This window comes from Luteitalea pratensis (assembly GCF_001618865.1).
In the GTDB taxonomy this organism is placed as follows: domain Bacteria; phylum Acidobacteriota; class Vicinamibacteria; order Vicinamibacterales; family Vicinamibacteraceae; genus Luteitalea; species Luteitalea pratensis.
In genome coordinates, this window is the sequence record NZ_CP015136.1 from 2,332,576 (window position 1) to 2,346,332 (window position 13,757).

Here is a 13,757-nt window from a genome sequence, read left to right on the forward strand (position 1 = left end):
TCAGGTCGACGGGGGCCAGCGCGGTGCAAAAAGACCCGGCCAACGCTGAACGCCGAACGCTGACCGCCGAACGCCAGTCGCCGCGTCGACCTGAAGGTCGACGCCTACCGGGCAGATTCGACGAACGCTGAACGCCGAACGCTGAACGCCGAAGGGAGTCGGGAGTCGGGAGCCGGGAATCGTCGGCGGTAGCATCGGGCTGTCCCAGCCCGATGTCGTGACGACCTGCGAATCCGCCCCAGCACCAGGCCGTGCGCATTTTCATGGCCCAGTCGCAGGACTGACACGAACTTTGGTTAGTCTTCTCGCGTGACTTGCCTCACAATAGGCACCGCCCCGTCGGACACGTCCGACGGCTACGCGTGCACCGAGTCCAGGTGCACTCATCCGGCCAGCACCGCACAGGGGTCGCCATTTGCGCGGCCCAGCGGTCACGGCCGCAGATCGTCATTTCCGGAGTTGGTCGCCGCAATGCGTGTAGCGCAGATGTGGGGTCGGGGAGCGGCTGTCGCGTTCCTCCTGTCCGTGGTGTCGTCGGCCACCGTTGCAGCGCCACTGCAGATACGGGAGCAAACCCCGGCGAGCCGCGGCTGGCTCGCACAGCCGGCCATCGACGTGCCGGATTCCTGCGCCCAACGTGTGATCGCCTGCCGTCCAGGCCGGTTCGGCGAGCTCGAGCAGGTGCGCACGCTTTCGCTGCCCGAGACGTTCGCGGCCCAACTCGTCGAGGCGCTGGGTCCGGCTGACGTCGTCGAGCTCCAGGTTGCTAATCCGGTGGCCTGGGCGTTGTACACCAACGCGATCGATGACGTCGTCGGCACGCATGGCAGGCTGGCCTTGTCCGTGGCAGCGGCAGCAGGTCCGACGCCTGATGCCACGCTGCTCGAGGACGTGGCCGTGCTCGTGCAGCAGGTGCCGGAGCCGTCGCTGCTGGCCAACGTGTTGATCGGGCTCGCGTGCTGGAGACGGGTGTCGCGAAGACCGTCGACCTGACTTGGGCCGAACGCCGAACGCCGAACGCCGAACGTTGAGCGCTCAGGCCTCGGGCTCGCTGGGTGACGATAGCGTCGGCAGCGACATCACGACCGTGAGACCGCCGCCTGGTGACGCCTCGGCGGTGAGGCGTCCACGGTGGGCGTCGGTGATCGAGCGCGAAATGGCCAGACCCATGCCCATGCCCTTGGGCTTGGTGCTCACGAAGGGCTCGAAGAGCCGGTCGGCGACGTCTGCCTGCAGCCCGGGACCGTTGTCGCTGACGACCACTTCGACGCGCCCCGCGACGACACGTGTGCTGACGGTGACGCGTCGCGGCCCATCGACGTGCGCAAGCGCCTCGCACGCGTTCATCAGCAGGTTGACGATCACCTGCTCCAGCTGGACGCGTCGACCTTCGACGGCGGGCACCGGTTCGACGAGATCCACGCGGACCTGCACGCGGTGGTCCTCGAACTCGCGTCGCATCAGCGGCAGCATGTCGTGCACGAGCTGCGAGAGATCCAGCGGCCCCATCTCCGGGTGATCGGCCCGGAGGAACTCGCGCAGTTCCCCGATGACCTCCGATGCGCGGATGCCCTGCGCGACGATGTCGTGCAGGACCTCACTGAACTCCACGCCCGACGCGTGGCCCGTGGCGACCATGTGCTGCGCGACTTCGGCATTGGCCACGATTGCCTGCAGCGGCTGCTTCACCTCGTGTGCCAGGCTCGCCGTGAGCTCGCCGGCCAGCGCCAGTCGCGAGACATGTTCGAGTTGCGTGCGCAGCGCAGACGCCTGCGCCTCGGTACGGCGCCGTTGCTCCACCGCCTGCACACGCTCGTGATGACGAACCTCGAGGGCCTGCACGCGGATGCGATAGAGGCCGAAGATCACCACGACCAGCGCCGCAACGGCGGCCAGTCGCGCTGCACCTGTCTGCCACCACGCTGGCAGCACGGCAAGTTCGACGGCGACTGGCGCAGCACCCCAGACGCCATCCTCGTTGCGCGCCTGCAGGAGGAATCGATGATTGCCAGGGGCGGCCGGCGTGAAGGTGGCAAAACGCTGTCCGCCGACGTCCACCCAGTCACGGTCGATACCGTCGATGCGGTAGCGGAACCGCAAGCGCTCGGGATAGCGCAAGGCCATGGCGCCGAAGTTCAGCCGCACGCGTGATGTGCCGGCGGGAATCTTCACCACGCCGTCGAGCGGCAGGCGACGTTCGTCGGCGAAGATGCCATCGACGCGTACCCGTGGCGGCGTCTTGTTCAGCGGGAAGCGGTTGGCGTCGACGCGGACGATGCCGTCGATCGTCCCGAACCACATCCGGCCGGACTGGTCGGCGAAGCCCGCCGGCATCCCGAAGTTCGCCTCCTGCACGCCGCGCTCCGCGCCAAGGACGACTGGCGTGAGCACGCGCCGCGTCCCCGCCAGCACCTCTGCGATCTCGGTGCGATGCAGCACGGCGGCGCCACGATTGGTCGACAGCCACAGCCGCCCGTGACGGTCGTCGATGATTCGTGACAACGCGTTGTCGGGCAGGCCTTCCGTCATCGTGAGGCGCGCCATCCGCCCGTTCCTCAGGTGCCCGAGGCCGCCGCCGTACGTGGCAATCCACACGGTGCCGTCAGGGTCGACCAGGATGTCGCGGACCCAGCCACGTGGCATCCCCTGCGATGCGCCGATCCGCTCGACAGGTCGCCTGCCGCCAGGGATGTGAAAGATCTCGCCATTGCCACCCGCCCAGAGCGTGCCGTCCGGCGCCATGACGAGCGACACGACGGGACCTGGCAGGGCCACCTGCTCGATCACGCGCTCGGCGTCGACGTGCCGCACGTCGCCACTGCGCGACGCCACCCAGAACGTGCCGTCAGGCACCGCGACGATGGGACCCGCCTCGTCGGGCAGCGTGACCTGTAACCGGCTGATGTGCGGTGCGGTGCCGCGGACGCGAAAGATATGCGTGAGCGACCGGATCCAGACATCGCCCCCTGGTGCGGCGGCGAACCCGTTTTCACACCCACTGGGTTCGCCGGCGCTGCCGGCCCCGAGGACGACTTCGACGTTGCCGGCCTCGTCGACATGGAAGACCCCGGCACACGAAGCGGCTGCCCAGGCTCCGCCCCTGCCGTCGGAGACGAGGGCTTCGACGGCCCCCAACCCGACGTCGTGACCGAAGCGGCGGGTCGCCTCCCGATGGGCCCTGTAGAGGCCACGCCCGTTGGTGCCCACCCACACGTTGCCCTCGCCGTCGAGCGAGAGCGATCGGATTTGCAGGCTGTCGGGCAGGTCGAGCGGCAACTGCGCCCGGCGCCAGGTGCCATCTGGCTGCGTCGTCAGGTGCGACACGGTGCCGTCGCCGGCAACCCAGAGTTCGTTATCGCTTACGTAAAGGAGGGCGGTGATCACCGCCTCGAGGCGCGGCCGCACGTCGAGCGTTTCGACCCGGCCATTGATGTAGTGGGCGACGCCATTCCGCAGGCCAATCCACAGTTCACCGTCGATGCCGCCGGCCACCGACAGGCCTGACACGGGTAACGGTGTGGGTGCCCCCCCGCCAGCCGGCGTCAGCGCGAGCACCGATTGCCCGAACGATGCCCATGGCCTGCCGGTGCGGGAGCGAGTCAGGAAGTTGAAGCCGCCCGTGCCATCACCCGGGGCGCGCGTGAAGACGCGCCACGGGCCCGTGCCATCACTGGCCCAGATGTCGCCGTCCACCGTCTGGACGTAGAACTGCCCACGGGCAGCGAGTAGACCGATCACGTCGGGCATGGATCTGTTGGCGGCGATCACGGCGCGTGCCCTGCCGCCTTCGATCCGCCCGAGATGTCCCTCCTGGGTCACGTACCAGAACGCATCGGTACCCGCGAGTGCGAGAGCCGTGATGCGATTGGAGGCGAGGCCTGCATCGCCGGCGATATCCACCACACGGAAGTCGTTGCCGTCGAAGCGCACCACGCCGCCGAAGGTGGCGAGCCACAACTCGCCGTTGGGCAGGGCGACGATGTCGTTGATCGTGTTCTGCGGCAGGCCTTCCGCGGTCGTCCACCGCGCGACGCGGTAGTCCTGTGGGCGGTCTTCCTGGGCGAGTGCGACCCCACCACGGCTGCCCCACATGGCGAGCAGCAGAACGAGCATGCGGCGAATCGTCACGCAACGCTTCGCGCGTGCTATCGAAGGATGGACCAATCGAATCGGGGTGGTCGTCACCGGCGGGCGCGCGACCCCCATGCCGAGATACTAGGGGCACTTGCCGCGAAACGCGAACGCCATCCTCATTTAGGTAGACTGCGCACATGCGGGCGGGATGGATGGCGGTGCTGTGGCTGACCGTGGCGGCAGCGTCGGCCGGTGCCCAGGCGACGGGGCCGCTGAACACGATCACGCTCCCGCGCGCGCCGACGTCGTCGGTGGAGGTACGACCGCTGCTGCCGGCCTGGGTCGCGATGCCGCCGACCGCGCGCATCCTCACGAGCGATGGTCTCGAGATGCGCCCGCTGCGCAATTCCGCAGTGACCTGGGAGAACGCGAGGGTGGGGATGCTCGTGGGGGCGCTCACCAACGCAGGCGGTTGTGCTCGTGACGTGCGCGCGTTCCTGCAGTACACGGATCACCGATGGCAACCCATGGGAGATCCGATTGAGAGCGAAGCCAGGATCAGCCAGGTCCAGACCGGAGGTGTGCTCCCGTACCGGTTCCGCCTGAAGCGCGCGGACGACTTCCCGGTTGCGCCCTCGGGCTACATCCTGCAAGTGGTCCAGGACGGCAAGCCGGTGGCTGACACGCTCCAGTGGGTGTCCACGGCCCGGGCGACGCCGACGTCGGCGTGTGTGGCGGGCGCGCTGGCGCTCGACGCGGTGGTCACACAATCGCGCGCGACGCTCGGTGGCTATCGGGTAACGGGCACGCTGACCGTGACCGCGGGCGGCCCGATTCGTCCCGAGTCGATCGCCGTGACGGCCTTGTTGCGTGACGAGGCAGGCGACGTGCTCGAGGTGCTCACCGGTGTGCCGGTGGTGAGCGCGCGGGACGTGTCGTCAGGGCCGATCGAAACCGGGCAGGTGCTGCAGTTCGCGATCTCGACGGGCATTCCTCTGGGCAAGAACGTCGCCACGACCACGATATTCACCGACGTGCTCGCAGACGCGCAGGCCGCCCCCGGCCTGCCGCGCTGAGCAGCCATCGGACGCCTCGGCTGTCGGCGAAGAATGCACGCTGTATTGATGGGGCGGTGGTCCGTCCGTGTCCGCCCTGTTGCGAAGCACTACAACACACAATAAATCGACTCATCCTGCGTCTCACCGGCTCAAGATTCACCCCGCAGGAGCGCCTTCCTGACGAGAAAGGGTCCCCTGACGCGAGGGCACGCGTTTCGCAACAGGACCATGAAGGAGGGAACATCATGAGTCCTGTCATCCGTGAAACCCGTACGGGCCGCGCACTTGCCGGCGCGGCCGTTGTCATGACGGCGCTCGCGCTCGCGCCCGTGTCCGCCAGCGCGCAGGCCACGGCCACGCAGAAGGCGCAAGCCGCAGCGCATGAGACCAAGCAGGAGACCAAGGAAGCGGCTCACAAGACCGGCAACGTGATCACCGATTCCTGGATCACGATGAAGGTGCATTCGCAGTTCGTTCCAGAGAACGTGCTCGAGAAGAGCGACATCGACGTCGACACCAAGGCGGGCGTGGTCACGTTGATGGGGACGGTGCCGACTGGCGCTGGCAAGACCCGGGCGGTCGCGATCGCCAAGGCCACCGACGGCGTGAAGAGCGTCAACGATCGCTTGCGCGTCGTGCCCGAGGCCGAGCACGGCGCCTCGGCGACCGCCAACAAGGCCGGCAATACCATCAGCGACGGCTGGGTGACCTCGAAGATTTACGCTGATTACATCGACGAGGACGTGCTCGAAGGCAGCGACATCGACGTCGACGTGGACGCCGGCGTGGCGACGCTCAAGGGCACCGTGCCGACGCAGGCCGGGTCGGCGCGCGCGGCAGCCATTGCCAAGGCGACCGACGGCGTGAAGTCGGTGCGCAACAACCTCAAGGTCGTCGCGAAGACGCCGAAGACGTAGATCTTCCTGCAGGAGGGGAGCCTTCGGGGTTCCCCTCCGCCTGGGACGTCAGGTCTCAAGTCTCAAGTCTCAGGTCTCAGGTCTCAGGTGAGATTTGACGGTAGGGCCGGGTCTCCGAGCCCGGCCCTTTGAGACTGCGTAATCGGACGGCGACGTTTTTCCGTCGACCTGACTTGTCCGCCGTAGCCTTGGCGAAGGTGGAAGGTCGACGGCTTCGTAAAAACGCCCGGCGTTCGACGTTCAGCGTTCGTCGACGCGACCTCCCTCCTCCCTCCTCCGTCCTCTCTCCTCCGTCCTCTATCCTCCGTCCTTATCCCGCCACCACCGGCGTCGGCGTCGTCAGGGCGGCGAGCACTTCTTTGTAGAGATACTTCGCGCCTTCGACGCCGTCGTGCGGGCCCTGCTCGTACTCCAGCGCGAACGTGCCGCGGAAACCGGCCGCGAGCATGATTCGCACCGAGCGCTGCACGTTGTTGCGATCGCCCCAGCGATCCCAGTACTTGGCGTGGACGTTGGAGCTGGCATAGGGCGCGAGCGCCTTGAGGCCGTTCACGAGGTTGTACTCGTGCTCCCAGTTGCCGAAGTCCGGCGACGCCTCGCAGAACGGGTGGTTGACCTCGTCGATGATGGTGCGGATGTTCATCGGGTCGGCAGCCAGGCCCCAGTGGTTCTCGATGGTCACCTTGATGCCCAGCTTGCCGCCGAAGTCCGCCATTTCCCTGTGCGATTCGATGGCTGCCTCGAGGAGGGGAATCAGGTCGATGTTGCGCGGGTAGCCGTCGCCGGGGCCGCGCGGGACGGCGTTGGGCCGGATGCTCGGGCCGAGCGCCTGCGGCGAGTTCATGCGCATCGACTTCACGCCGAGCACCTTGCAGCCCTCGAGCCACCGCTTGGCCAGTTCGACGCCGGCCTTGCGGCGCGCGTCGGCTTCCGGCGAGCCGTAGTCGGCCAGGCCGCTCGGCGCGTTGTTCGAGATGTGCTGGACGTAGGTGCCGGTCTTCACGCAGGTGTTGGCCAGCGCGTCGAGCCACTTGCGGCCAGCCGGGCTCATCGGGTCGAAGCCGCCCGGACGGCCGTTGGCGCCAGCAGGGAAGAACATCGCGTCGTCGGCGATGTCGCCGATTAGTCCCGAGAACAGGTCCATCCGGGTCACGCCCGGGAACGTGTCCCTGGTGAACTGCGGGAAGTCCAGCATCGTGATCTCGCCGTACTTCTTCTTCATCTCGGCGGCATTGGGCACATTGGCCCGGGCCGCGCGGGCCGCGTCGGCGACCTTGAGCGCGTTTGCCGCATTGGGGTTGGACTCGATCTCGGCCTGGGCAGCGTTGGCGGCCTGCTCGCGGCTTTGCATTGCGGGCGGGGCGGCCGCGCCCGCCGGTCGGGGCCCCATCGCACGCTGCTTGAACAACGGCCGGATCGGCCAGGAGTTGCTGGCGATGCGCTCGAGCGCGGCCTTCTGTGCCGCCTCCTGCGCCAGGGCCGCGTCACGCGGCGCCAACAGCACCGCCGCCGTCGTCACGCCTGCCGTCGCGGCCTTGAAGAAGTCCCGTCGTCCCACCCCGTTGCCGCTGCCGTTGTCCTGTGTGTGATCCACGTATGGTCCTCGTTGACGATTGACGGTCCCAGGTGTGAAGTCCCAGGTCTCAGGTCTCAGGTCTCAGGTTCCAAGTCTCAGGCACGATCTCCGCCGACGCCGACTTGTCCGCCGGAGCCTTGGCGAAGGCGGAACGCCGAACGCTCAGGCAGGGCCAGGCAATCCAGAGTCCCGATCCAGTACCCGGTTGCCCGGTGCCCGGTGCCGATACCTCTAGACCCGGCTACTACTACGCCCGACCGCGACAAACTGTATCGTGGGCCTCATGGGTCATGCCTGAGACCTGAGACCTGATGCCTCACCCTCAGGTCTCACGCCTCAGGTCTCAAGTCTCAAGTCTCAGGTCTCAGGCTGACGTCAGTCCCGGGGCCGCCAACCGCCAGCCCCCGAGTCCCGAGTTCGCATGCACTGGCGCCTTCGAGCCGCCCGTCGACCTTAAGGTCGACGGCTACGTGCCCTTACCCGTACCCCGTACCCCGTGCCCGGAACAACCCCGGAACCCCGGTGTCCGGTACCCGGCACCCGTCACTCCGTGTTGCCTTGACCTTCCTCAAGCCCAGCCGGTACTGTCGCGGGACGTCCGCTCACGACGCCGCCACGGGCGGCGCGCGTCCCTGGCATCAGGCCCGGGGTGTGCACGTGGCGCCCTCGTTCCGGAGTCCGCATGCCTGTCTTCCGTTCCCGGTGCCGCTCGTTGGCATCGTCTGGCACTGTCCGCGTCGCGCTCCTCGCGTTCGTGGCCCTGCCCGCCGCCCTCTGGTTCGCCAATCGCGACACCCGGGCCGCCGGCACGATCAGCCTGACCACGCTGGGCACCGCCTACCTGCAAGACTTCAACACGCTCGCGAGCAGCGGCACTGCCAACACGGCCGTACCCGCAGGCTGGGACTTCAGCGAAAGCGGCACCAACGCCAACACCACGTATCGTGCTGGCACGGGCTCGGACAACACCGGGGACACTTTCAGCTTCGGGGCCGCGAGCAGCACCGAGCGCGCATTCGGCGGCCTGCGGAGCGGCACCCTCGTGCCCCCTGATCGGGGCACAGTTCACCAACAACACGGGCGGCACGATCACTTCGCTGCGCGTGGCGTACACCGGCGAGCAGTGGCGCCTGGGCCAGAACACCACCGGCCGGGCCGCCGATCGCCTCGATTTCCAGCTGAGTACCAACGCCACCAGTCTCACCACGGGGACGTGGGCCGATCACGACGCGCTCGACTTCGGCAGCCCCGTCGTTGCCGGAACGGTCGGGGCTCTCAATGGAAACGTCGCCCCGAACCGCACTGCGCTCAACGTCACGATTACCGGCCTGAGCATTCCGGACGGCGCGTCCTTCTGGGTGCGCTGGGCCGATTCGGACCTGATTCCAGGAGCCGACGACGGGCTGTCGGTCGACGACTTCTCGCTGACGCCGTCGGGGCCGCCTCCGGCACTGCCCACCCTGACAGTCAACGGTGTCACGCTCGGTGAAGGCAACACCGGCACCACGACCTTCGGCTTCACCGTGGCCCTGAACAAGCCGGCGGGTGCCGGCGGCGTCACCTTCGATATCACCACGGCCGACGGCACGGCCATCGCCAACGACGACTACATCGCGACGAGCCTGACGGGACAGATCATTCCGGCCGGGAGTTCGCTCTACACCTTGCACGTACCGGTCAACGGCGACACCACGTTCGAAGACGACGAGACGTTTGTCGTCAACGTGACCAACGTCGCCGGCGCCTCGCTCGTCAACGCGCAGGCACAGGGTGTGATCGCCAACGACGACTCGGGCTGCGGCCTGGCACTGACGGCGATCCATGCCGTGCAGGGCAGCGGCGCAATCAGTCCGCTCGCGAACACCACCGTGAGCATCCAGGGCGTGGTCACGGCCGACTACCAGGGAAGCGGGCAGTTCGGTGGCTACTTCGTGCAGGAGGAGGGCGACGACGCCGATGCCGACCCGCAGACCTCCGAGGGCATCTTCGTCTTCAGCCCGACGAGCGTGAACGCCGGCGACACGGTACGGGTGACCGGCACGGTCACCGAGTTCGGGACGGCGGGACTGAGCCTGTCGGAACTGACCGCAGTCAGCCACGTCGAACTGTGCGCGACCGGATCGTCGGTGACACCGGTCACCGTGAATCTGCCTGTGGCCACGCCTGCGTCCTTCGAGTCCTTCGAGGGCATGCTCGTGACCTTCGCGCAGCCACTCGTGGCCACCGACACCTTCACGCTGGGTCGCTTCGGCGAAGTGGCGCTTGCCGTCGACGCACGGCTGCCGATCCCGACGCATGCGGCTGCCCCGGGGGCCGCCGCGCAGGCCGTGCGTGACGTGAATTTGCGTAGTCGCATCCTGCTCGACGATGGCAACAACCAGCAGAACATCGACCCGACGATTCATCCCGTCGGTGGATTGAGCGCCTCGAACACGCTCCGCACCGGGGACAGCGTCGCGGCGTTGACGGGCGTGCTCGAACAGCGGTTCGGCGCGTATCGCGTCCAGCCGATCGGACCGGTGCCGTTCACGGCGAGTAATCCGCGCCCCGCCGCGCCGGCCACCGTGGGCGGAACGTTGACGGTCGCGAGTTTCAACGTCCTCAATTACTTCAACGGCAACGGGACCGGCGGCGGCTTCCCGACGGCGCGCGGTGCGAACACGCCGCTGGAGTTCGCACGGCAGCGCGCCAAGACCGTCAATGCCATCCTCGGCACCGGCGGCGACATCGTCGGGCTGATGGAGTTGGAGAACGACGCGCCTGGCAACAGCGCGATCGAGGATCTCGTGGCGGGGCTCAATGCCACGGCGGGTGCCGGCACGTACGCCTACATCGACACGGGCGTGATCGGCACCGACGAGATTCGTGTCGCGCTGATCTTCAAGCCAGGCGTGGTGACGCCGCTGGGCACGCACGCGATCATGGACTCGAGCGTCGATCCGGCCTTCATCGACACCTTGAACCGGCCATCGGTCGCGCAGACGTTCGTCGAGAACGGCACGGGCGCACGCCTGACGGTGGTGGTGAACCACCTGAAGTCGAAGGGCAGCGACTGCAATGTCGTCGGCGACCCCGACGCGGGTGACCTGCAGGGCGAGTGCAACGGCACGCGCACCAAGGCCGCGCAGGCCCTGGTGCGTTGGCTGGCGACCGATCCCACGGGCGCACTCGACGCGGACGTGATCCTCATCGGCGACATGAACAGCTATCGCCTCGAGGATCCGATCACGGCCTTCCGTGCCGGCGGCTACGTCGACATGCAAACCGCACAGTCCTACTCGTATGTGTTCGACGGCGAGTCCGGCTATCTCGACCACGCCCTGGCGAGTCCGACGCTGGCACCGCAGGTGACGGGCGTCGCTGAGTGGCACATCAACGCCGACGAGCCGACCGTTCTGGATTACAACGTCGAGTTCAAGACGGCCGGGCAGGTCACCTCGTTCTACTCGACGGAACCGTACCGATCGTCCGATCACGACCCGGTGGTCATCGGGCTGGCGCTGGTCCCGCCCTTCGAATTCAGCGGCCTGCAGCGCCCGGTGAACGGCGCGGTGAGCGAAGTGAAGGCCGGCAGCAGCGTGCCGCTGAAGTTCAGTCTCGGCGGCGACAAGGGGCTCAACATCTTTGCGGCGGGGTCTCCCTCGTCTGCGCCGATCGCGTGCGGCACGAACCCGCCGGTCGTGGCCGGCGACACAATCGCCACGGCGGGCGGGAGCGATCTGACTTACGACCCGGACAGTGGTCACTACACCTTGGTCTGGAAGACCTTGAAGGAATGGGCCGGTACTTGCCGGCGGCTGACGCTGCGGTTCACCGACGGTTCCTGGCAGCGCGCAGACTTCATTTTCCGGCACTAGCTGGCTTTTCGGCGTTGATTCGCCCAGAAAGCGCGGTATCCGGCGGCCGTCGTCGCCATTCCCGTGGTGCGGCGGCCGCCGTTCCTTGTGGCCCCGATCTGTCACAGATCGGTGACGAGCTGACCTGAACGTGACGCCAACATGCCACGGAAATGCCACGACCGCGTCGTCTAAGGCTGACAGAGCGTAACGAGGCGCGTCGGATCGACTGACGCCGCTCGTTTATCACACCAGCCATGACGGACCACAACTCGCCTTCATCTCCCCTCATTCCCTCCCACGCCCCGGTGTCGGAACTGGTCCCTGCCGCCGAGGCGTCACCTCACCCCCCGAAGAAGCGCAGCAAGCTGCGGTCGGCGTGGATCGGCTTTGCCGGTCGCGTCACGGCTCAGTTGATCGGCGCCATGGCTACTGTCGGGCTGGGCTACGCGCTCGTCACGAATCATGCGGGCAGGAAAGCTGAGGTTGCCGCCGCCGCAGCCGCCACGGCGCCCGCAGCCGTTCAGGGCCGCGCCGAGCCAGGTGCCGCCACCGTGGTTCGCGTCCGTCGCACGAGCGGCCCGGCGCTGGCCGTGTTGCCGTTCGAAGATTTCTCACCCAATGCCACGGGCACGTCGCTCGCCGATGGTGTCACCGAGGCGCTGACCGCCGCACTCGCGCGGGGAGGCCGCGTGCACGTCACCTCGCGCACTTCTGCGATGCACGTGCGGAAGGCGTCGGCGCCACTGCGTGACATCGCTGCCACACTCGGCGTGGACGTCGTCGTGGAAGGGTCGATCGTGCGACAGGGCGATCGGGCGCGCGTGACGGTGCAGCTCATCGACGCCGCGACCGACGCGCACCTGTGGGCCCAGACGTACGACCGGCCCGTACGCGACGTTCTTGCATTCGAAGGCGAGATCGGCGCCACCATCACCCGTGACCTGGCCAGCGTGCTGCCGCGCGAACTGCAGGCGCCGCCTTCGGTTGACGCCGCCACGGCAACCGCCGATGCGCGGACGCCGCAGTCGTCCGCGCGCGCCGCCTTCTGAGGACCATCGCCATGCGACGCATCGCCATTCTCGCGATCGCGCTGTTCCTGCTCACAGGACTCGCCGCTCCGGGCCGCGCCCAGGACGTCGACATCTTCGAGCAGGACGGCGTGCGCGACGTACAGCTGTCCATCAACGGCAGGGACCTCGCGCAGTTGCGCGCCACCGCCTCCGAGAACACCTACTACCCGGCCGATTTCGAGTACCGCGGCATCAAGGTGCGCAACGTCGGCATCCGCTCGCGCGGCCTCGGAAGTCGCAACGCGACCAAGCTCGGCCTGCGCGTGGACTTCAACCGGTACACCACCGGCAAGTTGTTCGCGGGCCACAAGGCGCTGGTGCTCGACAACCTCTGGCAGGACGGCTCGCTGGTGCGCGAGCGCATTGCGATGGCGCTGTACGAGCGCCTCGGCGTGCCGACGCCGCGCGAGGTGTTCGTGCGGGTCTTCATCAACGGCGACTACGAAGGCCTGTACACGATCACCGAGGAACTCGACTCGCAGTTCCTCACTCGCATCGGCAACGACGATGGCGTGCTCTTCGAGTACAAGTACGTCGGCGTGTGGCACGGCGAGGATCTCGGTAGCGATTCAGGCGCCTACGTGCCGCTGTTCGAGGCGCGAACGCACGAGAAGCAGGCGCAGCAGACCCTGTACGCACCGCTGCGTGATCTGTTCACGGCCTCCTCGGATGCGTCCGGCGAGGCGTGGCGCGCGCGGGTCGAGTCGCTGGTAGACCTGCACCAGTTGCTGGCCTACCTGGCCGTCGAGACGTTCACCGCCGACAACGACGGGCTGCTCGGCGCGTGGGGCATGAACAACTTCTACGTGCATCGGGGCGCCGACGGCACGCAGCACCAGATCGTCCCGTGGGACAAGGACCAGTCGTTCGGGGACGTCGATGCCGGCATCTTCCTGCGGGTCGAGGAGAACGTGCTGATCCGCCAGGCGCTGTCGTTCCCGGACCTGCGCGCGTACTACCTCGAAAAGCTGCAGAAGTGCGCCGAGATCGCCGCCGGCGATGGATGGCTCGCCGCGCAGGTCGAGGCATCCGCGGCACTCGTGGATGCGGCCGCGGCGCAGGATGCGCGCAAGCAGTTCGGCGAGGCGACACGAGCCGAAACGCTCTCCGCGCTGCACGCGTTCGCCGTCGATCGCCCGTCACGCGTGCTCGCCCAGATCGAAGCCGCGCGCGCGACGCAGTAACCACCGCGGCCTCGGGGCCCTGGCGATCTACCATCGCCC

8 protein-coding genes are annotated in these 13,757 nt (G+C 67.7%); 6 read left to right on the plus strand and 2 right to left on the minus strand.

The genetic code is table 11. From position 1 onward, the window contains the following. Positions 1-471: 471 nt before the first annotated feature. Complete coding sequence (locus tag LuPra_RS09620; protein ID WP_157898949.1) at positions 472-993, plus strand: hypothetical protein; 522 nt, start codon at positions 472-474, stop codon at positions 991-993. 42 nt (positions 994-1,035) lie between these two features. Here the strand turns inward: LuPra_RS09620 and LuPra_RS09625 are convergent, their stop codons facing one another. Then, positions 1,036-4,113 (minus strand): sensor histidine kinase, encoded by a 3,078-nt coding sequence (locus LuPra_RS09625; protein ID WP_110170545.1) that lies wholly within the window; start codon positions 4,111-4,113, stop codon positions 1,036-1,038. 158 nt (positions 4,114-4,271) lie between these two features. On the opposite strand from LuPra_RS09625, the gene LuPra_RS09630 reads away from it, so the two are divergent. Next, positions 4,272-5,150 carry an AsmA family protein gene (locus tag LuPra_RS09630; protein WP_157898950.1) on the plus strand — a complete coding sequence of 293 codons (879 nt, stop codon included), beginning with the start codon at positions 4,272-4,274 and terminating at the stop codon, positions 5,148-5,150. Positions 5,151-5,377: 227 nt separating this feature from the next. After that, on the plus strand, positions 5,378-6,049 hold the full coding sequence (locus tag LuPra_RS09635; RefSeq protein WP_110170547.1) for a BON domain-containing protein: 672 nt from the start codon (positions 5,378-5,380) through the stop codon (positions 6,047-6,049). 310 nt (positions 6,050-6,359) lie between these two features. On the opposite strand, the gene LuPra_RS09640 is transcribed toward LuPra_RS09635, so the two are convergent. Continuing rightward, a complete protein-coding gene (locus LuPra_RS09640) occupies positions 6,360-7,643 on the minus strand; it encodes a sugar phosphate isomerase/epimerase family protein (protein WP_234800804.1) in 1,284 nt (427 codons plus the stop codon). A 1,085-nt stretch (positions 7,644-8,728) separates the two neighbouring features. On the opposite strand from LuPra_RS09640, the gene LuPra_RS09645 reads away from it, so the two are divergent. The 3 genes from LuPra_RS09645 to LuPra_RS09655 all read left to right on the plus strand — a co-directional run bounded on the left by LuPra_RS09645 (position 8,729) and on the right by LuPra_RS09655 (position 13,718). Next, the gene (locus tag LuPra_RS09645; protein ID WP_157898951.1) at positions 8,729-11,482 is read left to right on the plus strand and encodes an ExeM/NucH family extracellular endonuclease; all 2,754 of its coding nucleotides are present in this window, start codon (positions 8,729-8,731) and stop codon (positions 11,480-11,482) included. 236 nt (positions 11,483-11,718) lie between these two features. Then, entirely contained in the window at positions 11,719-12,513 is a 795-nt protein-coding gene (locus LuPra_RS09650; protein WP_110170549.1) for a hypothetical protein, read from the plus strand. Between the two features lie 11 nt (positions 12,514-12,524). Next, entirely contained in the window at positions 12,525-13,718 is a 1,194-nt protein-coding gene (locus LuPra_RS09655) for a CotH kinase family protein (RefSeq protein WP_110170550.1), read from the plus strand. Positions 13,719-13,757 lie beyond the last annotated feature (39 nt).

Excerpts from the sequence above, each read along its gene's own strand:
- LuPra_RS09650 (WP_110170549.1), top strand. The coding sequence starts at position 11,719 with ATGACGGACCACAACTCGCCTTCATCTCCCCTCATTCCCTCCCACGCC.
- LuPra_RS09635 (WP_110170547.1), top strand. The coding sequence starts at position 5,378 with ATGAGTCCTGTCATCCGTGAAACCCGTACGGGCCGCGCACTTGCCGGC.
- LuPra_RS09655 (WP_110170550.1), top strand. The coding sequence starts at position 12,525 with ATGCGACGCATCGCCATTCTCGCGATCGCGCTGTTCCTGCTCACAGGA.
- LuPra_RS09620 (WP_157898949.1), top strand. The coding sequence starts at position 472 with ATGCGTGTAGCGCAGATGTGGGGTCGGGGAGCGGCTGTCGCGTTCCTC.
- LuPra_RS09630 (WP_157898950.1), top strand. The coding sequence starts at position 4,272 with ATGCGGGCGGGATGGATGGCGGTGCTGTGGCTGACCGTGGCGGCAGCG.
- LuPra_RS09625 (WP_110170545.1), bottom strand. The coding sequence starts at position 4,113 with ATGCTCGTTCTGCTGCTCGCCATGTGGGGCAGCCGTGGTGGGGTCGCA.